Source organism: Streptomyces nidicola (assembly GCF_050106155.1).
GTDB lineage: Bacteria > Actinomycetota > Actinomycetes > Streptomycetales > Streptomycetaceae > Streptomyces.
Genome location: NZ_JBNBPI010000001.1, coordinates 4059456 through 4080280, shown reverse-complemented (window position 1 = coordinate 4080280; position 20825 = coordinate 4059456). Strand labels below are relative to the sequence as shown.

Here is a 20825-nt window from a genome sequence, read left to right as displayed (position 1 = left end):
GGACAATGAAGGCTCTGTCAGGGCGGGTTGCTAGAGGGGACGCATGTCGGAGGCGGAGCGGGCGGGCGAGGCCCGTGAAGACAAGGGCACTCGCCAGGATTCATCCGGTCGGGACACTCAGGGGGCTTCCGTGAAGGACCCGGAGGGCCGGCTGCTCGCCGGCCGGTACCGGCTCGGCGACGTGCTCGGCCGTGGCGGCATGGGCACCGTGTGGCGGGCCAAGGACGAGACGCTCGGGCGCACGGTGGCGGTGAAGGAGCTGCGCTTCCCGAACGCCATCGACGACGACGAGAAGCGCCGCCTGATCACGCGTACCTTGCGCGAGGCGAAGGCGATCGCGCGGATCCGCAACAACGGCGCGGTGACCGTCTACGACGTGGTCGACGAGGACGACCGGCCGTGGATCGTCATGGAGTTGGTCGAGGGCATGTCCCTCGCCGAGGCCATCCGCGAGGACGGTCTCCTCGAACCCCGGCGGGCCGCCGAGGTCGGGCTCGCCGTGCTCGACGTGCTGCGCTCCGCCCACCGCGAGGGCATCCTGCACCGCGACGTGAAGCCCTCCAACGTGCTGATCTCGGAGGACGGCCGTGTCGTTCTGACCGACTTCGGGATCGCTCAGGTCGAGGGTGACCCCTCGATCACCTCCACCGGCATGCTCGTCGGCGCCCCCTCGTACATCTCGCCGGAGCGCGCCCGCGGTCACAAGCCGGGCCCCGCCGCCGACATGTGGTCGCTCGGCGGTCTGCTGTACGCGGCCGTGGAGGGCGTCCCCCCGTACGACAAGGGGTCGGCGATCGCCACGCTGACCGCCGTGATGACCGAGCCGGTGGACCCGCCGAAGAACGCCGGGCCGCTGGAGCCCGTGATCTACGGGCTGCTCGAGAAGGACCCCGACCACCGGCTCGACGACGCGGCGGCGCGGGCCATGCTCAACGACGTCATCCACGCCCCGGAGCCGAAGCCGGCCCCCGAGCCGGAGCCGGTCGAGGCCACGAAGGTGGTACCGCTGCCGCCCGCTCCCGCACCGAGGAAGCGCAAGGAGCCCAGGGAGAAGGGCGCTTCGGCGGCCAGGGCGGCTGCCGCCAAGGCCGCTGCCGCCTCCGCCGCGGCCGGTGTCGCCGCGAAGAGCGGAGAGGCCGCGGAGAAGATGCGCGGCGCCCTCACCAACGTACGCAAGGCGGCCGCCGCCGCGACAGCCCCGAAGGAGAAGACGGAACCCGCGGCGACCGCGCCCGCGGGCCCCGCCGCGGGTGGCGGGCGCCCCGGCGGCGCGGCCGTCCTCGCGGACGCGCTGCGGGGCCGCTCCCTCGTCATCGGCGCGCTCGTCGTCGCGCTCGTCGTGCTCGCAGGCATCCTGGCCCTCACCCTGAACGGCGACGACGACGCCGACGCCAAGGGCGGCGACAAGGGTGCGTCGTCCGGGGCCACGGCCGGCTCGGACGACAAGAACGCCGGCAGCGGTGACAAGGACGCCGACAAGGGCCAGGACAAGGGCTCCGGCGACGACAAGAAGCCCTCCGGAAGCCCGTCGGCGAGCGACTCCGGGTCTCCCGACCAGAGCGCGAGCGCCTCGCCGAGCGGCGACGACGCCGGAGGCAAGTCGGGCACGGCCGCCAAGGAGACGTACAAGCACTCCCAGGGCTTCTCGATCGGCCTGCCCAAGGGGTGGAAGTACGTCAAGACGGAGGCGGCGGGGGCCCGCTTCACGGGTCCCAACGGGCAGCGGCTGCTTGTCGGCTGGACCAACAGCCCCAAGTCCGACCCGGTCGCGGACTGGCGCAATCAGGAGCGGAGCATGGTCCGCCCCCAGTACGACCGGGTGCGCATAGCTTCGGTTGACTACCGGGACTACAACACGGCCGACTGGGAGTTCACGTACGTCGACGGCGGCACGAAGTGGCACTCGATAGACCGGGGGACCGTGGTGAACGGCTCGCTGGGATACGGGCTGATGTACACCGCCAAGGACTCGGCCTGGGGTGGCGAGCAGCGCAAGTCGACGTGGAAGACATTCACACAGACGTTCAAGCCCAAGTCCTGAACCAGCGGGGCGCCCGGCACGTATCGTGAATGTTTGCGGACCGTGCGCAGTCGCTCGGCAGAGCCGGTGGAACAGGGGGAGGCGTCGTGGACGAGTACGCGGGGCGGGTGCTCGCAGGCCGGTACCGGCTGCCGGTCCTCTCCTCCGACGCGTACGAGTCCTCGGCCGAGACGCGGGCCTTCGACACGTACAGCGGTCAGGAAGTCCTCGTGCGGCAGGTGCCGTTGCCCGAGGTCGTCGAGGCGGAGGTCCTTGACGCCGACGGACTGCCGGAGGGGTTCCGGCCCGGGGGCGATACGGGGCGGGAGGCCGCCGAGCCGTCCGTGGCGCGCGCCGTCGAGGCGGTGCAGGCCGCCGCGCGCATACCCGACCACCCCCGTCTCGACCAGGTCTTCGACGTGTTCGCCGAGGGCGGCTCGCTGTGGATCGTGAGCGAACTGGTGGCGGCGCGGCCGCTGTCGGCGCTGCTCGCCCGTGGGCCGCTCAGCCCTTACCGGGCCGCCGAGGTCGCCGCCGACGTGCTCGCCGCGTTGCGGGTGCTGCATGCGCACGGGTGGGTGCATCGGAACGTCACGGCGCGGACCGTGCTCGTCTGTGACGACGGGCGGGTGATGCTCACGGGGCTCGCCGTGGGCGCCGCGGAGGAGGCGTTGTGCGGGTATGACGTCGTGCCGGCCTTCCCGGAAGAGGCGGACGACGTCGTCGAGGAAGCGGTTCCCGTGCCCGGGGATTATCGGGCGGCTCGGGCCGGGGCGGTCGCGGCGTATCGCGCGGGGGCGGTCGCGGGGCGGGCGGAGCCGGCTGGTGCGGCGTTGCCCGTTCAGCCGTCCCGATGGCGGGAGTTGATACCCGAGGCCGATCGGGCTGACGACGCGGGGCTCCGCCCCGGACCCCGCGCCTCAAACGCCGGCGGGGCTGTCTCCGCCGAGCGATCCCGTCAGGTGCGCATGACCGTCGTCGGGCCCGTCACCGAGCGGTGGGCGCCCGAGCAGGCGCATCCGGTGCAGGAGAACTGGCAGTTGGCGGCGCCCGTCGGGCCCGCCACCGATCTGTGGGCCCTCGGCGCGCTGCTGTTCCGCGCCGTGCAGGGGCACGCGCCGTACCCGGAGGAGTCCACGCCCGAGCTGGTGCAGATGGTGTGCGCCGAGCCGCCCGCGTTCGCCGAGGAGTGCGGGCCCGTGCGCCCGGTCGTCGAGTCGCTGCTGCGCCAGGACCCCACCGAGCGGCTCGACATCGAGGAACTGCGCGGCTGGCTGCGGTCGTTGGTGCGCTCCGCGCCGGAGCCTGAGGCCGGGGCGAACGTCGTCCCCGCGCCCGCCTTCGACGCGGGCCGGCTGCCGGTCGTACGCCGCCGGGGAGAGCTCGTCCGCAGGCGCAGGGCGCGGGTTCCGGCCACGTCGGGGCAGCACGGCAGGCACAAGCGGGGCCGGGCCGTGGAGCGCGCGCCGCGGCCCGCGCGGGCTCCGCGTCAGCGGCGGCCGAGATCGCTCGGGCGCTGGCTGCTGGTGCTGATCCTGCTGGGGCTCGTGGGCGCCGTGGCGTACGCGATGGTGTTCATGCCGAAGGAGGGCCGGGGAGCCGGGTCCGGGGCGGCGGGCGCCCAGCAGGAGAACGCGGTGGGGGCCGTGCCCTCCGCCTCGTCGGAGAACCGCGGCAAGCCGTCGCCGGAGCCGTCGAAGAGCGCCGCGCCCCCGTCGGGGAAGCGCAGTTCGACTCCGTCCTCCACTGACCCGCAGTCCGATGTGGCCCCCGGTTTCGTGTTGCGCGAGGACCCCGCGGGGTTCGAGGTGGCCGTCGCCAAGGGGTGGCAGCGGACGGGGAAGAACGGTCGGGGGCAGGTCGTGTACGCGCACGGGGCCTTCGAGATGATCGTCGTCCCCGGGCGGGACTCCACGGCGACGTACGGCAAGGACCCCATGAAGTACCAGCGTGAGGACGAGCGGGAGTTGCAGCCGTTCCGGGACTCCACCTGGGCCACGTCGAGCGGCATGAAGAGCATCGACGTCGGCGGACGGACCATGGCCGAGGGGCAGTTCACCTGGCAGGGCTCGGACGGGCGTGAGATGTACGTCCGCAATCTCGCGATGGTGGTCGGCGGGAAGTACCACGTGGTGCAGGTGCGCGGCCCGGAGGCCGAGCGGGACGAGGTCACGCGGCTGTATCAGCAGGCGTACTCGACGTATCGCTACGGTGGTTGAGCCGACGACAAAGCGTCACAGTGCGGTCTCTGTGGGACCCCGGCTGTTCCGTGGGTGGCGGCTGATCCCTAGTGTGAACCGGGTCGACACAGTAGCGGGGAAACGTGAATCAGATGCAGGGCGAGGTCCTCGCCGGCCGGTATCGGCTCGGTGAATCCATAGGGCGCGGCGGCATGGGCAGGGTGTGGCGCGCGCACGACGAGGTGCTGCACCGCGCCGTCGCCGTGAAGGAGCTGACGGCTGCCCAGTGGGTGGCCGAGGCGGACCGGGCCGTCCTGCTCGCCCGTACGCAGACGGAGGCGCGGGCCGCCGCGCGGATCAACCACCCCGCCGTCGTCACCGTGCACGACGTGCTGGAGCACGACGACCGGCCGTGGATCGTCATGGAGTTGGTCGAGGGGCGCTCCTTGGCCGACGCGGTCAAGGAGGACGGGCGCGTCGCTCCCGCCGAGGCCGCGAGGATCGGGCTGTGGACGCTGCGGGCGCTGCGCGCCGCGCACAACGCCGGTGTGCTGCACCGGGACGTGAAGCCGGGCAATGTGCTGCTCGCGAGCAACGGCCAGGTCAAGCTGACGGACTTCGGTATCGCCCAGGTCGAGGGCGACTCCACCATCACGCGGACCGGCGAGATAGTCGGCTCCGTGGACTACCTCGCGCCCGAGCGGGTGCGCGGGTCCGACTTCGGGCCCGCCGCCGACCTGTGGGCGCTCGGCGCGACGCTCTACACCGCCGTGGAGGGCCTCTCGCCGTTCCGGCGCACGTCGCCGATCAGCACGATGCAGGCCGTCGTCGAGGACGAGCCGGAGCCGCTGGAGAACGCCGGGGCGATCGGGCCCGTCATCAGCGCGCTGCTCAGCAAGGACCCGGCCGCGCGGCCGGACGCCGACGCGGCCGAGGCGATGCTCGCCGAGGCGGCGGAGGGACGCCGGGCGAACGCGGCGCAGGCGTACGTGCCGACGCAGGTCCACATCCCCGCCCAGCCGACCGGCTTCACGCCGCCCCCGCCGACGCCGATGAGCACGGCCGCCACCACGACCGTGACACCCCCGGGCCTCGACCGGGCTCCCGCGTCCACCACCAGGGCGCGGCGCTGGCCGAAAGCGCTCGCCGTCGTCCTCGCCGCCGCGCTCGTCGGCGGCGGAGGCGCGTTCGCCGCCCTGTACTACGCCGAGCACCGCAGCACCGGGACGGAGGCCACGTACGACCAGGGCGGCGCACAGGAGAAGGGCTCGGGCAAGGACGGGGCGGGGAAGGGCTCGAAGGGGTCCGCCAAGTCCGGTTCCGTTCCCGCCAATTGGAAGCGCGTCCCCGGAGCCGAGGGGTTCAGCCTGATGCTGCCACCCGGCTGGCAGCGGCAGACGGACAGCAACCAGATCGACTACTCGCCGGACGGCGGACAGACCTTCGTCCGCATCGCCATCGACGAGCAGACCGACTGGCAGGACTCGTACCAGCACCAGCTGGACCTGGAGAAGACCCTGCGGCGCACGCTGCCCGGCTATCAGCGGGTGAGCCTGAACGCCAACACGTTCCGGGACCGGCACGGTTCGCTGTGGGAGTTCACCTGGACGGCCGGGACAAAGGACGCGTCGTCCGGCCCCCGGCACGCCATCGAGGAGACCTACCGGGCCGATGACGGCACGGAGTACGCGATCTACCTGGCGGTCCCGGCGGGGAAGTGGAACGGGAACGAGACCCGCCGGACCTTCGACGCGATCCTGCGTGGCTGGCGGGAGCCGCAGGCGCAGTAGCGGCTCCGCCCCGATCGAAAAGATCAAGCCATGGTCGCGTATGCCGCTGACATGTACAGCACCTAAGTGATCTCCTCGTGCCTGACCAAATGACTGCCCTCGAGCGAGCCGTTGGGCGCGCTTCGAGTGTTGAGAAGACGGGGTGCTTGAAGTTGATGCGAGTGAAGAGGGCTCTTGCCGCGGTGAGTGTCATTGCTGCCGCGGGAGTGGTGCCGATCGTGACGGCGGCTCCGGCCTCGGCGGACATCTCTCTGTGCAAGAGCTATCTGTCGAAGTGGTACACGGTGGGCCCGAAGGTCACGAAGGCGTGCACGAGGGGCTCGTACGACGGATCCGGGGTCTCCGACTGCTCCAACCAGCTGGTCGCGATCGGAGTGACGCGTTCCCGCGCCAATAACGCCTGCAGCTACGCGCACATGACCGAGGGAAGCTAACCCTGACCGGCGCCCCTGACCGGAAGCGAGGACTCGGTCCGCACACCCGTGCGGCATGATGGGGCGCATGGGGACCGAGGGGGACAACGCCCGTGTGATCGCCGGGCGTTACCGGCTGGAGGCCAGGATCGGGCGCGGTGGCATGGGCGTCGTCTGGCGGGCCGCCGACACATTGCTCGGGCGTCAGGTCGCCGTCAAGGAACTCGGCGTCGACGAGACCCTCTCGGACGACGAGGCCCGGCAGCAGCGGGAGCGGATGCTGCGCGAGGCGCGGGCCGTGGCCCAGCTCCAGCACGCGAACGTGATCGTCGTGCACGACGTGGTGCTGTACGAGGGGCACCCGTACATAGTGATGGACCTGGTGAACGGCGACTCGCTCGCCGACCGCATCGCGCGCGAGGGCCCCGTCGAACCCCTGGAGGCCGCCCGGATCGGGCTCGCGCTGCTCGGCGCGCTGCGCGTCGCCCACGCGGCGGGCGTGCTGCACCGGGACCTGAAGCCCGCGAACGTACTCCTGGAGGTCGCGACGGGCCGGGTCGTCCTCACCGACTTCGGGATCGCCCAGGTGGAGGGCGCCACCACGCTCACCGAGAACGGCGGGTTCGTCGGCTCGCCCGAGTACACGGCGCCGGAGCGGATGCAGGGGGACAGGGCCGGGGCCGGGGCCGACCTGTGGTCGCTCGGGGCGCTGCTGTGCGCGGCGATGAGTGGCGAATCCCCGTTCCGCCGCGACTCGTTGGGCGGCATCCTGCACGCCGTCGTCTACGACGAGATAAGACCGCCCGAGGAGGCCGAACCGCTGCTCCCGGTGATCCGCGGCCTGCTGGAGCGGGACCCCGCGCGCCGGATGAACCTGGACGAGGCCGAGCGGCTGCTGCGCGCGTACATCGCCACCGGGGCGACGCCGCAGCCCGCGCTCCCCATCCCGCTCGTGCCGCGGGTCCTCTACACCCCGACGCAGGCCAACGTGCCGACGGAGCGGCGCAGGCGCGTCGTGTCGACCCGGGCGCTGCTGGTGGCGGCGGCGCTGGTGGCCGCGGTCGTGGGGGCCGGGATCGCCACCGCGGTGCTGCTGGCAGGGGACAACGGCAAGACGCCCGCGCCGCCCCCGACGACCACCGTCTCCGCCTCGACCCGTACGCCGTCCGCGTCGCCCTCGCCGACCTCCACCGTCACCGTGACCCGGCCGGGGACCCGTACGCCGGGCGCCGCGGCCCCGCAGGGCTATCGCACGGTCTCGGACCCCGAGGGTTTCCGGCTCGCCGTGCCCGAGGGCTTCACGCGCTCCGTGGACGGCTCGCGGGTCTTCTACATGTCGCCCGGGGAGACCTACCGCATCGGCATCAAGGTGGGGCGCGCGCAGAGCGGCGGCCCCGGCGCCGTGCAGCGGCGCTCCGACGCCGAAGGGCCGAAGAACAACCCGGGCTACCGCGCCGCCAAGGTCACCGACACCTCGCACAACGGGCGCGACGCCGCGCTGTGGGAGTTCACCTGGGACGGGTTCAGCGAGGCCGAGGGCGCCCGGCGCACCGTCGACCTGTGCTGGGAGGAGGGCGGCCGGTTGTACGACGTGTGGGTCTCGGCGCCCGTCGACAACACCGCCCGGGCGCGCGCCCACTTCGACGCGGCCGTCGACACCTTTGCGGCATCTGGGCGGTAATGGCGGGACGTCGGCGGGCCCGGCGCCTCGCATCAGCGCGGTCACAATTCGTGTCCTCGGTGGAACCCGGCGTACCCCACGCGGTAGGCATGACCCCATGAGTGACAACGGGGGAGCCGCACACGGCCAGAACGAACCCACCAGCTTCGCCCTGCAACCGCCGCAGCAGCCGCACGTGCCGCACCCGGGCAACCCGTACGCCCAGCAGCCCACGCAGGTCGTGCCCGAGCAGCAGGACCCGGGCGCGGGGCGGCTCGTGGCCGGGCGCTACCGGCTGCTGAGCAAGCTGGGCCACGGCGGCATGGGCACCGTGTGGCGGGCGAAGGACGAGACGGTGGACCGCGAGGTCGCCGTGAAGGAGCCGCGCCTTCCGGACCACCTGCCGGAGCGGGAGCGGGCCAACGCCTTCGAGCGGATGCGCCGCGAGGCCCGCGCCGCGGCCCGGCTCGACCACCCGGCGGTCGTGAACGTGCACGACGTCGCGGTCGAGGACGGCCGGCCGTGGATCGTCATGGAGTTCGTGCAGGGCCGCTCGCTCGGCGCCGTCCTCCAGGAGGGCACGCTCGGCGTCCGCGAGGCCTCCCGCATCGGCCTGGAGGTGCTCGGCGCCCTGGAGGCCGCGCACGCCGCGGGGATCCTGCACCGCGACGTGAAGCCGGACAACGTGATGCTCGGCCGCCACGACCGCGTGATCCTCACCGACTTCGGCATCGCCCAGATCGAGGGCGAGACGAATCTGACCGACACCGGCGGCTTCGTCGGCTCGCCCGAGTTCATCGCGCCGGAGCGGGTGTTGGGCCAGCGGCCGGGCCCGGCCTCCGACCTGTGGTCGCTCGGCGTCGTCCTGTACGCGGCGACCGAGGGCGTGTCCCCGTTCCGCCGCAACAACACGCCCGCCACGCTCCAGTCCGTGCTCAACGCGACACCGGCCGCGCCCGCCGCCGCGCAGGGCCCGCTGGCCGACGCCATCAACGGCCTGCTTCAGAAGGACCCGGCGCGGCGGCCGAACGCGGCGCAGGTGCGGGTCCTCCTGGAGAAGGCCGCCGAGCCCCCGTCCGCGCAGCCCACGCAGGTCGTGCGGATCGGCTCCGCGCAGGGCGGTCTGCGCCTCGGCCGCAAGGCCCTCCTGGGCATCGGAGCGGGCGTCGTGGTGGCGGCCGTCGCGGCGTACCTGGTGGTGGCCGACCCGTTCGCGGGGCCGCTGCCGGACGGCTGGAAGGAGTTCGAGGCGGGGGCGCCGCTGAACGCGACCGTCGGGCTGCCGGACACGTACATCCCGATCCCGGACGAGGACGACAAGTCCGTCATGACGTACGCGGACCCGAGCGGCGCTATCTCCGTGAACCTGGCGCGCTGGGACCACAAGGAGGAGGCGACCGACATCGCGGGCACGGCCGACGCCGAGGCCTTCAAGGACTCCGACGACATCAAGGGCGGCACGTTCAGCGGCGCCGGGGTGTCGATGTCGAGCGACACCCCGAGCACCGGCAAGACGGACTCCAACGTCACGTACGAGGACCGCGACGCCGCGCTCAACACGATCACGTACGGCGTGCGGAGCATCGGCACGGACTTCGACAAGGACGTCCCGCGCGAGGCGAAGGCGTTCTACTACGAGACCAAGGCCGGCGACATGTACCGGTTGTGGATCGACTATCCGGGCAAGGGCGACTTCGCGGAGCGCGGCCGTGAGGTCGCCAGGACCGCGATCGCCAACTTGGGGATCAAGAAGCTCTGAAGTGGCGGAGGTTGGCGGCAAAGCCCTGATCAGCGGCTTTGCTGCCAGCGATCACTGGCGCGGTGTGTGCAGTCGGTGAAACCTGTTACCGACGGGTACCGAAAGCGGACGCCCGGACTTACGCTCGCCGGTATGACGCAGTCGCAGGCCACCCCCGAGCACGTAGCAGAGCAGACCCGCACCAACCCGGTCGCGGCCGCCCCCGAGGGTGCCCGCACGGCCGTCGACGTGGTCACGCCCGACCTGATCGCCCGGCTCACGAAGGACGTGGTGGGCTCGGGGCGGACGGCGAACCACACGCCGTTCACCGGCGAGAAGCTCGCGGACCTGCCGGAGTCGACGCCGGAGGACGTGGCGGTCGCCTTCGAGCGGGCCCGTGCCGCCCAGGAGGTCTGGGCGCGGACGCCGGTCCGTAAGCGCGCCGCCGTGCTGCTGCGCTTCCACGACCTGGTGCTCGCCCGCCAGGCCGAGGTGCTCGACCTGATCCAGCTGGAGACCGGCAAGGCCCGGCTGCACGCGCACGAAGAGGTCCAGGCCGTCGCGGTCGCCTCCCGGCACTACGGCCGCAAGGCCCCGTCGTACCTGAAGCCCAAGGGGCACACGGGCGCGGTGCCGACGCTGACCAAGGTGACGGAGCTGCGCCAGCCGCGCGGCGTCGTCGGCCAGATCGCGCCGTGGAACTACCCCCTGGAGCTCTCCGTCGGCGACGCGCTCCCCGCCTTCGTCGCGGGCAACGCGGTCGTGATGAAGCCCGACACGGAGACCTGCCTGACCGCCCTGTGGGCGCGCGACCTGCTGATCGAGGCGGGCCTGCCGTCCGAGGTCTTCCAGGTGGTTCTGGGTGAAGGCCCGGTCGTGGGGCCCGAGTTGGTCAAGCACGCCGACTACGTCTCGTTCACCGGCTCGACCCGCACAGGCCGCGAGGTCGCGCAGGGCGCCGCCGCCCGGCTCGTCGGCGTATCGCTCGAACTCGGCGGAAAGAACGCCATGTTGGTGCTCGAGGACGCCGACGTGGAGAAGGCCGCGGCGGGCGCCGTCCGCGCCTGCTTCTCCTCGGCCGGCCAACTGTGCATCTCCATCGAGCGGTTGTACGTCCACGAGTCGATCGCCGACGAGTTCGTCGCCCGGTTCGCCGCCCGCACCAAGACGATGCGGCTCGGCCGGTCCCTCGCGTACGGCGCGGAGATGGGCTCGCTCGTCGGGCAGCGGCAGCTGGACACGGTGACGCGGCACGTCGACGAGGCCGTCGCGAAGGGTGCCACGCTCGTCGCGGGCGGCGTCGCGCGCCCCGACATCGGCCCGTACTTCTTCGAGCCGACCATCCTGGACGGCGTCGAGGCCCCCATGGCGGTCTGCAACGAGGAGACCTTCGGCCCGGTCGTCTCCATCTACCGCTTCAGCGACGAGGACGAGGCGATCAGCCTCGCCAACTCCACGGCGTACGGCCTGAATTCCTCGGTCTGGACGAAGAGCGCGAAGCGTGGCCACGAGGTCGCGGCCCGCCTGCGCACCGGCACCGTGAACATCAACGAGGGGTACGCGCCCGCGTACGGCAGCGTCCAGTCGCCCATGGGCGGCATGAAGGAGTCCGGCCTCGGCCGCCGCCACGGCTCCGAGGGCATCCTCAAGTACACCGAGGCCCAGACGGTCGCCCACCAGCGCGTCATGCCGATGGCCCCCTCCTTCGGCATGGACGACGAGGCGTACGCGAAGTTCATGAGCGTGAGCCTGTCCGTAATGAAGAAGTTCCGCCTGAAGTAGCAAGAGCCGTTCAAAGGAGAACGCACACGTGACACAGGACGGCTACGACTACGACGTGGTGGTCATCGGCTCCGGCTTCGGCGGCAGCGTCTCCGCCCTTCGCCTCGCCGAAAAGGGCTACAAGGTCGGGGTGTTGGAGGCTGGGCGCCGCTTCACCCCGGCGACCCTCCCCAAGAACTCCTGGGACCTCAAGAACTACCTCTGGGCGCCGAAGCTCGGCATGTACGGCATCCAGCGCATCCACCTGCTCGGAAATGTCATGGTCCTGGCAGGCGCGGGCGTCGGCGGCGGTTCGCTGAACTACGCGAACACCCTCTACGTACCGCCGAAGCAGTTCTTCGAGGACCCGCAGTGGGCGCACATCACGGACTGGCAGGAGGAGTTGAAGCCGTATTACGACCAGGGGCAGCGCATGCTCGGCGTACGGCTCAACCCGACGATGACCCCCGCCGACGTGCACCTGAAGGCGGCCGCCCAGTCGATGGGCATCGGCGACACCTTCCACCTGGCACCCGTCGGCGTCTTCTTCGGCGACGGCAAGGACGCCGAGGGCGAGTCGAAGGCCGCCCCCGGCCAGCAGGTCGAGGACCCCTACTTCGGCGGCGCGGGCCCCGCCCGCAAGGCGTGCACCGAGTGCGGCGAGTGCATGACGGGCTGCCGCCACGGCGCGAAGAACACGCTCAACGAGAACTACCTGTACCTCGCCGAGAAGGCGGGCGCGGTCGTCCACCCGATGACCTCGGTCGTCTCGGTGACCGACGACTCGCGCGGCGGCTACGCGGTCTCGACGCTGCCCACGGACGACAAGAAGGCGGCGGGACGCACCTTCACCGCGCCCAAGGTCGTCATCGCGGCGGGCACGTACGGCACCCAGACCCTCCTGCACCGCATGAAGGCGAACGGTCAACTGCCGCACCTGTCCGAGCGGTTGGGCGAGCTGACCCGCACCAACTCCGAGGCCCTCGTCGGCTCGCAGACCACCAACCGGCGCTACAAGAAGAAGCACGGCGCCCCCAAGGTCGACTTCACCAAGGGCGTCGCGATCACGTCCTCGATCCACCCGGACGCCAACACGCACATCGAGCCGGTCCGCTACGGCAAGGGCTCGAACTCGATGGGCGGCCTGTCGATCCTCCAGGTCCCGTACGCGGAGGGCTCCTCGCGGGTCGCCGGCTGGCTGGCGAACGTGGTCAAGCACCCCACCCTGCTGGCCCGCTCGCTCTCCAACCGCCGCTGGTCGGAGAAGACCATCATCGGCCTCGTCATGCAGTCCCTCGACAACTCGCTGACCACGCACCTGAAGCAGGACGGCGTCGGCAAGGGCCTGCTCACCGCGAAGCAGGGGCACGGCGCCCCCAACCCCAAGCAGATCAAGGCGGCGACGGAGGGCGCGTCGGCGATCGCGGCGGAGATCAACGGCTTCGCGGGCTCGAACATCGGCGAGCTGATCGGCACCCCCCTGACCGCCCACTTCCTGGGCGGCTGCCCGATCGGCGACAGCGCGGAGACCGGCGTGATCGACCCGTACCACCGGGTCTACGGCCACCCCGGCATCTCGGTCGTCGACGGCGCCGCGGTCACCGCCAACCTCGGCGTGAACCCGTCCCTGACGATCACGGCGCAGGCCGAGCGGGCCCTGTCGTACTGGCCGAACAAGGGCGAGGAGGATCCCCGCCCGGAGATCGGCTCGGCGTACCGGCGGCTCGCGCCCGTCGAGCCGAAGAACCCGGCGGTCCCGGCGGAGGCCTTCGGCGCGCTGAAGCTCCCGCTCCTCGCGATGCCGGAGGTGCCGCCCAAGAAGGGCAAGAAGGAGCCGCTGCAGTCCAGTTGATCCTCTGTGGCGATACGAGAAGGACCCGCACCCCCCTCCGAGTGCGGGTCCTTCTCGTACGTACGGACGACTACGCCTCGTTGCTCACCTTGCGGCGACGCACGGCGTACATGACCCCGCCGCCCGCCACGACGGCGAGACCGGCGGCCGCGCCGAAGGCCGGCAGCACGGACCCGGCGCCGGTCGAGGCGAGCGAGCCGTCGACCGGGGCGCTGCTCGCTTGCGGCGACGGGGCGTTGGACGCGGAGGCCGACGCGTGCGCGGTGGCGGGTGCCGGGCCCGTGGGCTTCGGCGAACCCGTGTGGCCGCCGGCCGGCGGCACCTGGCCGGTGGCGGTGCCGGCGGCGAGGATGTCGAAGTCCCAGTACGCGTCCTCGGGCACGCTGAGGCCGCAGACGCCCTCGGGGTCCACGCTCACCGCGAGGCCGAGCCCGGCACCGGCGCCTGCCGGGGTCCTGGCGTCGACCGAGATGCGCAGCTTCACATCGGAGTGCGCACCACGGGCGAGGGGCCCTGAGGCCGGGAACGACGCGTCGTGCTCGACGTTGTTGTCGAGGTCCTGCCACCCGGAACCGTCGAACCGCTGCAGTCGCAGGTACCGGGTCGTGTCCGACTCGTCCTCGTACGCGAACGAGAACGCGTACACCTGCGCCTGGGAGGACACGAAGTCCTGGTCGGTCATGTTCGTGACGCGGAACGTGAAGCCGTGCCACCCGGAACCGGCGACGATCTTCGACGGGAGCCCACGCAGCTCGGCGAGGGTGCCGGGGCTGTCCTCGGCCGCGGTGCACTCGTCGGACGGCTCGGTCTTCCCGTCGTCCGCCGTCTCTGCCGCCTCCGCCTTCTTCGCCTCCGGCGGCGCGGGCTTCGACGTGGTCGGGCCGGTCGAGGAGGTGTCCGGGGCGGACGCACTGGGCGAGGCGGTGGGCGACGCTGAGGTGCTCGGCGACGCGGACTCGCTCGCCGACGGATCGGGCGACGCGGTCTCGGTGGAGGTCGTGTCCAAAGGTGCCCCGTCGGCGAACGCGGCAGGGGCGGACAACAGAGCGATCGGGGCGAGCGCGGCGGTCGCGGCCGCGGACACCAGTGCGCGACGAAGTTTCATCGGGTCCTCAGAGGCTGGGAGATTCCGCTGAAGTGACCCGTGATGGCCAAAAAGGGTTGTACGGGAGGCCGGTCGGCCTCGGGCGTCCCCGAGGCCGACCGTTCTCTGGTGTGACCGGGCTGCTGTCCCCTGCCGTCCGGTCACTTGTCTGGAGCGAGGTCCCACGACGTACGGCATGACCCGTGACGTCTCAACGCTCCAGCGGAGCCACGCGTGGTTCGGTTGGCCCGCCCCTGGCTGGCACGGACACCGGGACCAACGAAGCCTGTGCCAACGGGTCACGCGCCGTATGGGTGAGGACGCAACCGAACTGAGGTGCCCCCGCCGGTCAGACCCGGCCCCGGCACAGTTCGAGCAGTGTCATGGCGAGCGAGGTGCCGGGCTTGCCGAGCGCGTCCCTGTAGCGCCCGAGCACCTCGTTCTCGCGCGACAGGTGCACCCGCCGCCCGCCCGAGGCGATGCGCGCCTCCTGGACGACGGCGGAGACGGCCATGCGTTCCTGTACGAGGCCCATGATCCGGTCGTCGAGCGCGTCGATGCGTTCGCGGGCGCCGGAGATGACGTCGGCGGTGGTGTTCTCGGTCGTGGCGGTCGTGGCGGTCATGAGGGCTCCTCGGGTGTGGTGGGAGCCCCGGACCGACAGGTCCCGAAAACGCCAGACGCCCCGGGCCTTGTCGGCCCGGGGCGCCTGGTGAAGTCGCTTGTCAGTGGCTCAAGCAGCACAACCATGGCATCCGGCGGGCCGGCTGCCATAGGTAAAGACGAAGGTCGTGTGCGTGAACATGGCGCCACTATAGCCACCCACAGCGGCGGGTGAGTAAATCAAGCCCCGCTCTTCGGACGAGAGCCAGCCGGGGTCCGGGGCGGAGCCCCGTGACGCCGACCACGGGTGACGTACCCGGTAGAATCGGCCGCACGACCCCCTGCTAAGCCGCCGGAAGGCAACCCGTGTCATCAGCGACTTCCGCTGCCGCCGCCCCCGACACCGTCCTGGTCGTCGACTTCGGTGCGCAGTACGCCCAGCTCATCGCCCGCCGCGTCCGTGAGGCCCGGGTCTACAGCGAGATCGTGCCGAGCACCATGCCGGTCGAGGAGATGCTCGCCAAGAACCCGGCGGCGATCATCCTCTCCGGCGGCCCTTCGTCGGTCTACGCGGAGGGCGCCCCGCGCCTGGACCGCGCGATCTTCGACGCCGGCGTCCCCGTGTTCGGCATGTGCTACGGCTTCCAGCTGATGGCCACGGCCCTCGGCGGCACCGTCGACGACAACGGCGCCCGCGAGTACGGCCGCACCCCGCTCTCCGTTTCGAAGGGTGACTCGACGCTCTTCGAGGGCACCCCCACCGAGCAGCCCGTGTGGATGTCGCACGGCGACGCCTGCTCCGCGGCGCCCGAGGGCTTCACCGTCACCGCGTCCACGGACGTCGTACCGGTCGCGGCCTTCGAGAACGACGAGAAGAAGCTGTACGGGGTCCAGTACCACCCGGAGGTCATGCACTCGACGCACGGCCAGCAGGTGCTCGAGCACTTCCTGTACCGCGGCGCCGGCATCGAGCCGAGCTGGACGACGGGCAGCGTCATCGAGGAGCAGGTCGCCGCGATCCGCGCCCAGGTCGGCGACAAGCGCGCCGTCTGCGGTCTGTCCGGCGGTGTGGACTCCGCGGTCGCCGCGGCCCTCGTTCAGAAGGCCATCGGCGACCAGCTGACCTGCGTGTACGTGGACCACGGTCTGATGCGCAAGGGCGAGACCGAGCAGGTCGAGAAGGACTTCGTCGCCGCGACCGGCGCGAAGCTGAAGGTCGTCGACGCGTCCGAGCGGTTCCTGAACGCGCTCGCCGGGGTCTGTGACCCCGAGGAGAAGCGCAAGATCATCGGCCGGGAGTTCATCCGCGTCTTCGAGCAGGCGCAGCTGGAGATCCTTCAGGAGGACGGCCCGGAGGTCGCGTTCCTCGTGCAGGGCACGCTCTACCCGGACGTCGTGGAGTCCGGTGGCGGCACCGGCACCGCGAACATCAAGTCGCACCACAACGTGGGCGGGCTTCCCGACGACATCGAGTTCGAGCTCGTCGAGCCGCTGCGCCAGCTGTTCAAGGACGAGGTCCGCAGCGTCGGCGCCGAGCTGGGCCTGCCGGACGAGATCGTCCAGCGCCAGCCGTTCCCCGGCCCCGGTCTCGGCATCCGCATCGTCGGCGAGGTCACCAAGGACCGCCTCGACCTGCTCCGCGAGGCCGACGCCATCGCCCGCGAGGAGCTGACCGCGGCCGGCCTCGACCGCGAGATCTGGCAGTGCCCGGTCGTCCTGCTCGCGGACGTCCGCAGCGTCGGCGTCCAGGGTGACGGCCGCACGTACGGCCACCCGATCGTCCTGCGCCCCGTGTCCTCCGAGGACGCCATGACGGCGGACTGGACGCGGATGCCGTACGACGTGCTCTCGAAGATCTCGACGCGGATCACGAACGAGGTCAAGGACGTCAACCGCGTCGTGCTCGACGTGACCTCGAAGCCCCCGGGCACCATCGAGTGGGAGTAGTCCCCACGGCAGCATGATGAAGGGCGCCGCGCACCGGGAGGTGGGCGGCGCCCTTCACGTGTGTCAGGCGCGCTTCATGACCCGGACCGCCTCACCCGGCGTCCAGACCTGCACCACCAGGTACTTGTCGTCCTCGACGTACGTCCTGGTGACCTCGGTCAGTTCGGTGCGGAAGAGGTGGAAGTCGTTCGGGTCCGGGACCGGGACCTGATCGGTGTAGCGGGCGACGGTCGCCGGATCCTCGACCAGGACGGCCCGTCCGCTGATCCGGGCGTCGCCGCCGCCCATCGTCTGGCCCTCGCCCGGGTTGGTCTGCATCGCGAACCGCGGGTCGCGCAGCAGATCGCGGGCCTTGAGTGAGCCGGGCATCATGCCGAGCCAGAACTCCCCGTTGAGGAACCGGACTTCGAGGCCGCTGGTGCGCGGCGAGCCGTCCTTGCGGAGCGTGGCGAGGACGTGGTGGGTGTGCTGCCCGAAGCGGTCCTCGACGGTCTTGGCGAGGTCCGGTTCGGCTTCGGTGAAGGTGGCCCAGGTGGCCGCATTCGACGTCATGGAGCGAGTGTCGCGCGGAACCCCGACATCCTCTGTCCGGTATCCCCGCGCGATTCGCCGCATTCTTTTCACACATCGGCCCTGTCACCTTGCGGTTCGCGGAGGTACCTTCCGCACCATGTCGACGCAGAACCCCGCCCCGATACCCCACGACCAGCTCCAGTTCGCGATGCCGCCCGTGCACGAGAACCACGCCGACGAGCGCAGGTACCGCAAGGAGCGGCTCGCCGGCGCCCTGCGGATCTTCGGGCGGCTGGGGTACGAGGAGGGGGTCTCCGGGCACATCACCGCCCGCGACCCGGAGTACGACGACTGCTACTGGGTCAATCCGTTCGGCGTGCCCTTCAAGCACGTCACCGTCAGCGACCTCGTCCTCGCCAACGGGGACGGGCAGGTCGTCGACGGCCGCTTCCACGTCAATCAGGCCGCCTTCACCACGCACGTCGCCGTGCACCGGGCCCGCCCCGAGGTGGTCGCGGTCGCGCACTGCCATTCCACGTACGGCCGCGCCGTGGCCGCGCTCGGCGAGCTGGTCGAGCCGATCACGCAGGAGGCCTGCGCGTTCTACGAGGACCACGCGCTGCTCGACGAGTACACGGGCGTCGGCGTGGACCCGGAGGAGGGCAAGCGGATCGCCGTCGCCCTCGGCTCGAACAAGGCGCTCGTGCTGCGCAACCACGGGCTGCTCACGGTGGGCGACTCGGTGGACGCGGCGGCCTGGTGGTTCATCGCTCTGGAGCGGGCCTGCGAGGTGCAGTTGGCGGCGCGCTCGGCGGGGCGTCCGGTGCTCATCGACCGGCGGCAGGCGATCGCGACGCGCGAGCAGGCAGGTGCCGACCTCGTGGCCTGGATCAACTACCAGAGCCTGTGGCACGACATCACGCACAGCGAGCCGGAGCTGCTGTCGTGACCCCTTGAGCGGCTGCTCTGCTGATCAGCGGAAGTCGCGCAGCACCGCCCGTTTCGTCGTCGCGAACTCCTCGTCCGTGAGCACGTTCTGGCGGTGCAGCTCGCCCAACTCCCGTAACCGGCGCAGCAGTACGTCGTGGTCGGTCCTGTGCGGCAGCAGCGGGGGAGTGCCGCGGGGCGCCGAGGGGTGCGGGAGCCGGGCGGTGACCGCCGCGGCGACGAGGGCGGTCAGCAGGTCCTTGCGGGCGTTGCCCCACAGATCGAGGGCGTACGAGTCCTTCTCCGGCGGCAGCTTGGAGTGCGGCGAGCCCTTGGGGACGAAGCGCAGCACCCCGTCCTCGTAGCCGGAGTTGGGCACCCACTCCACCTCGTCGAGGTCGTCGAGCGCGATGACGCGCGGGCCCGTGGAGCGCTTCACCCGGTCCGAGGTCTCGCTCCAGTCGATGCGGACCCGGCTGCCGTCGAAGGAGACGAGGCCGTCGCTGGAGCGCACCGAGACCGGTACGGCGGGGCCCGGGACGAGGTACGACTCGGCGGGGCCCGGCGGGAGTTGTTCGAGCAGCAGGGCTTGGCGGATCTCCTCGGCGACGTATTCGGCGACGCCGGAGCGGTCCGCGTCGACCGTGAGCCGGTACGGGTCGGCGGTGTCGGGAAGGCGGCCGCCGGTGGCCTGGAGGAGCGGGTCGGCGGCCTCGCGCAGGGTGAGGCGCAGCCGGCCGCGCTTGCGCTCGGGTTCGTAGGCGACGCCGGCCACGGCGGTGAGCGGCACGTCGATCTCGCCGTAGGTCTGCCGCAGCAGGGCGACCGACCGGTGCAGACCCGGGGTGATGCGGACCGTGGTTCCGTCGAAGACCCAGGTTCCGTCCCGCTGGATGATCTCGGCCATACGGAAATTCTCGCAGCGACGTCAACACTCCGGTCAATGCAGGTCAAAGCCATTCACTCCTGAGGGGTGAGCCCGTGCGACCTCACGCCCCCGGCGTGCGGCACAATTCCCCTTCAGAGCGCGGAAGTTGATGAGGGTGGGGGCGGCAGTGGCGGTGCAGGAAGCGCGGAACGACCGGACGGCGCACGAGGGCGGGTGCACGTGTGGCGACTGTCCGCGCGGGGCGCGCGAGGGGCACCGCAGGGCAGTTGCCCGATTCGCCGCGAAGCGGGACGAGTTGGCGGCGGGCCAGGGCCTGCCCGCGGCCGTCGCGCACTCGGCCGGGGCGTCCCGGCAGTGGATCTCCGACGAACTCACCCAGTCCGCAAGGGCGATGGCCGACCGCGGTCGCGAGGAGGGCGTGGCCTGGTTCACGCGGCTGTGGCCCCGCACGCTGTACGTGGTGTGGGGCGGTGTGGGCGCGCTGCTGATCACTCAGTCGCTCACCGCGATCGGCGCCGGCTGGACCGCGGCCCGCACGGCGGGGCTCGTGGCCGCGCTGGTGGTGGGCGGGCTGCTCACCGCGGCCGGGTATCTGCACCGGGCGCGCGGCGGCATGCTCGCGCCGCTGATCGGCGAGGACAACCGGCTGTCTACCTCGCGCGCGGTGGCGTGCGGAGTGCTCCTGCCGACCCTGTACGCGGTCCTCGTCCTCGCCGGGGAACTGGCGCTCGCCTCGGGGCCCGCGCGGCGTGACGCGCTCATCGACGGACTCGAACTCGCGCGCGGGACAGGGCTGTTGACGGTGCTCGCGGTGGTGTGCGCGGTGGCCGTGCTCGTACGGCGGGTGGTGGGGGTCCGCGTCGGCGGGCAGCGGCTCCAGAAACTGCGGGCGCCGCGGCCGCGCGCCGCCGACCTGCTCACCGACGACTCCGGGCGCGGCAGCTTCACCGACATCCAGTACGTCGCCGTGGGCGCGGCGGTCGTCGTCTGGGCGGTCGTCCGCCTCGCGCGCCGTCCCGACCAGCTGCCGGACCTGCCGTGGTCCCTCGCGGTCCTGGTGGCCGTGTCCGCGGCGACGTATCTCACCGGCAAGTACGCGGAGGGCGGCCGGCCGGCGATCCACTCCGTGGTGCGGGCGCGGGAGGCCGGTGACCTGGACGCGCCGATCCGCACCGGCGACGACATCGAGATCCGCGGCTCCGGATTCGTGCCGGCAGGGGCGGGCACGGTGGACCAGCTCGCGCGGGTCGCCGTGCGGATCGGCCCGGTCCACGTCCATGTGCCGCTCGTCCCGGTCGCCGGCGGCTTCACCAACCCGACCGACGCGCTGCTCACGGTGCCCGTGCCGGTGGACGTGGAGCCGGGGCGGGTCGAGGTGCAGGTGATCACGGCGGCGGGCGTCGAGACGAACCGGTGCGGCATCGACGTCGTCGACTGAACCGGCCGAT

Annotated in this window: 15 protein-coding genes; 11 read left to right on the top strand and 4 right to left on the bottom strand. The window is 71.8% G+C overall.

Annotated elements, in window-relative coordinates; genetic code table 11:
• Positions 1-43: 43 nt before the first annotated feature.
• From ACOKM3_RS18425 to ACOKM3_RS18390, 8 genes are all read left to right on the top strand, one after another.
• Positions 44-2041: a serine/threonine-protein kinase gene (locus ACOKM3_RS18425; RefSeq protein WP_426901824.1), complete on the top strand. Its 1998-nt coding sequence runs from the start codon at positions 44-46 to the stop codon at positions 2039-2041.
• Positions 2042-2127: 86 nt separating this feature from the next.
• Positions 2128-4239, top strand: a complete 2112-nt coding sequence (locus tag ACOKM3_RS18420) for a protein kinase (protein ID WP_426901823.1) — start codon at positions 2128-2130, stop codon at positions 4237-4239.
• Between the two features lie 113 nt (positions 4240-4352).
• Complete coding sequence (locus ACOKM3_RS18415; RefSeq protein ID WP_426906824.1) at positions 4353-5990, top strand: serine/threonine-protein kinase; 1638 nt, start codon at positions 4353-4355, stop codon at positions 5988-5990.
• 182 nt (positions 5991-6172) lie between these two features.
• On the top strand, positions 6173-6424 hold the full coding sequence (locus ACOKM3_RS18410; RefSeq protein ID WP_426901821.1) for a hypothetical protein: 252 nt from the start codon (positions 6173-6175) through the stop codon (positions 6422-6424).
• Between the two features lie 67 nt (positions 6425-6491).
• Positions 6492-8084, top strand: coding sequence for a serine/threonine-protein kinase (locus tag ACOKM3_RS18405; RefSeq protein ID WP_426901820.1), 1593 nt, complete (start codon positions 6492-6494; stop codon positions 8082-8084).
• A gap of 97 nt (positions 8085-8181) precedes the next feature.
• Positions 8182-9822: a serine/threonine-protein kinase gene (locus ACOKM3_RS18400; protein ID WP_426901818.1), complete on the top strand. Its 1641-nt coding sequence runs from the start codon at positions 8182-8184 to the stop codon at positions 9820-9822.
• Between the two features lie 132 nt (positions 9823-9954).
• Positions 9955-11583: a succinic semialdehyde dehydrogenase gene (locus tag ACOKM3_RS18395; RefSeq protein ID WP_426901816.1), complete on the top strand. Its 1629-nt coding sequence runs from the start codon at positions 9955-9957 to the stop codon at positions 11581-11583.
• Positions 11584-11611: 28 nt separating this feature from the next.
• On the top strand, positions 11612-13414 hold the full coding sequence (locus ACOKM3_RS18390) for a GMC oxidoreductase (protein WP_426901814.1): 1803 nt from the start codon (positions 11612-11614) through the stop codon (positions 13412-13414).
• Between the two features lie 70 nt (positions 13415-13484).
• Here the strand turns inward: ACOKM3_RS18390 and ACOKM3_RS18385 are convergent, their stop codons facing one another.
• Both ACOKM3_RS18385 and ACOKM3_RS18380 read right to left on the bottom strand, forming a co-directional pair.
• Positions 13485-14519, bottom strand: coding sequence for a hypothetical protein (locus ACOKM3_RS18385; RefSeq protein ID WP_426901813.1), 1035 nt, complete (start codon positions 14517-14519; stop codon positions 13485-13487).
• Between the two features lie 328 nt (positions 14520-14847).
• Entirely contained in the window at positions 14848-15123 is a 276-nt protein-coding gene (locus ACOKM3_RS18380) for a chorismate mutase (protein ID WP_426901812.1), read from the bottom strand.
• 344 nt (positions 15124-15467) lie between these two features.
• Here ACOKM3_RS18380 and guaA point away from each other — a divergent pair, with 344 nt between their 5' ends.
• A complete protein-coding gene (gene guaA / locus ACOKM3_RS18375; RefSeq protein WP_426901810.1) occupies positions 15468-17048 on the top strand; it encodes a glutamine-hydrolyzing GMP synthase in 1581 nt (526 codons plus the stop codon).
• 63 nt (positions 17049-17111) lie between these two features.
• On the opposite strand, the gene ACOKM3_RS18370 is transcribed toward guaA, so the two are convergent.
• On the bottom strand, positions 17112-17600 hold the full coding sequence (locus tag ACOKM3_RS18370; RefSeq protein ID WP_426901808.1) for a pyridoxamine 5'-phosphate oxidase family protein: 489 nt from the start codon (positions 17598-17600) through the stop codon (positions 17112-17114).
• Between the two features lie 118 nt (positions 17601-17718).
• On the opposite strand from ACOKM3_RS18370, the gene ACOKM3_RS18365 reads away from it, so the two are divergent.
• The gene (locus ACOKM3_RS18365) at positions 17719-18510 is read left to right on the top strand and encodes a class II aldolase/adducin family protein (protein WP_426901806.1); all 792 of its coding nucleotides are present in this window, start codon (positions 17719-17721) and stop codon (positions 18508-18510) included.
• Between the two features lie 24 nt (positions 18511-18534).
• On the opposite strand, the gene ACOKM3_RS18360 is transcribed toward ACOKM3_RS18365, so the two are convergent.
• Complete coding sequence (locus ACOKM3_RS18360; RefSeq protein ID WP_426901804.1) at positions 18535-19395, bottom strand: DUF4429 domain-containing protein; 861 nt, start codon at positions 19393-19395, stop codon at positions 18535-18537.
• Between the two features lie 148 nt (positions 19396-19543).
• Between ACOKM3_RS18360 and ACOKM3_RS18355 the strand changes: the two genes are divergently transcribed.
• Positions 19544-20815, top strand: a complete 1272-nt coding sequence (locus ACOKM3_RS18355) for a hypothetical protein (protein WP_426901802.1) — start codon at positions 19544-19546, stop codon at positions 20813-20815.
• Positions 20816-20825 lie beyond the last annotated feature (10 nt).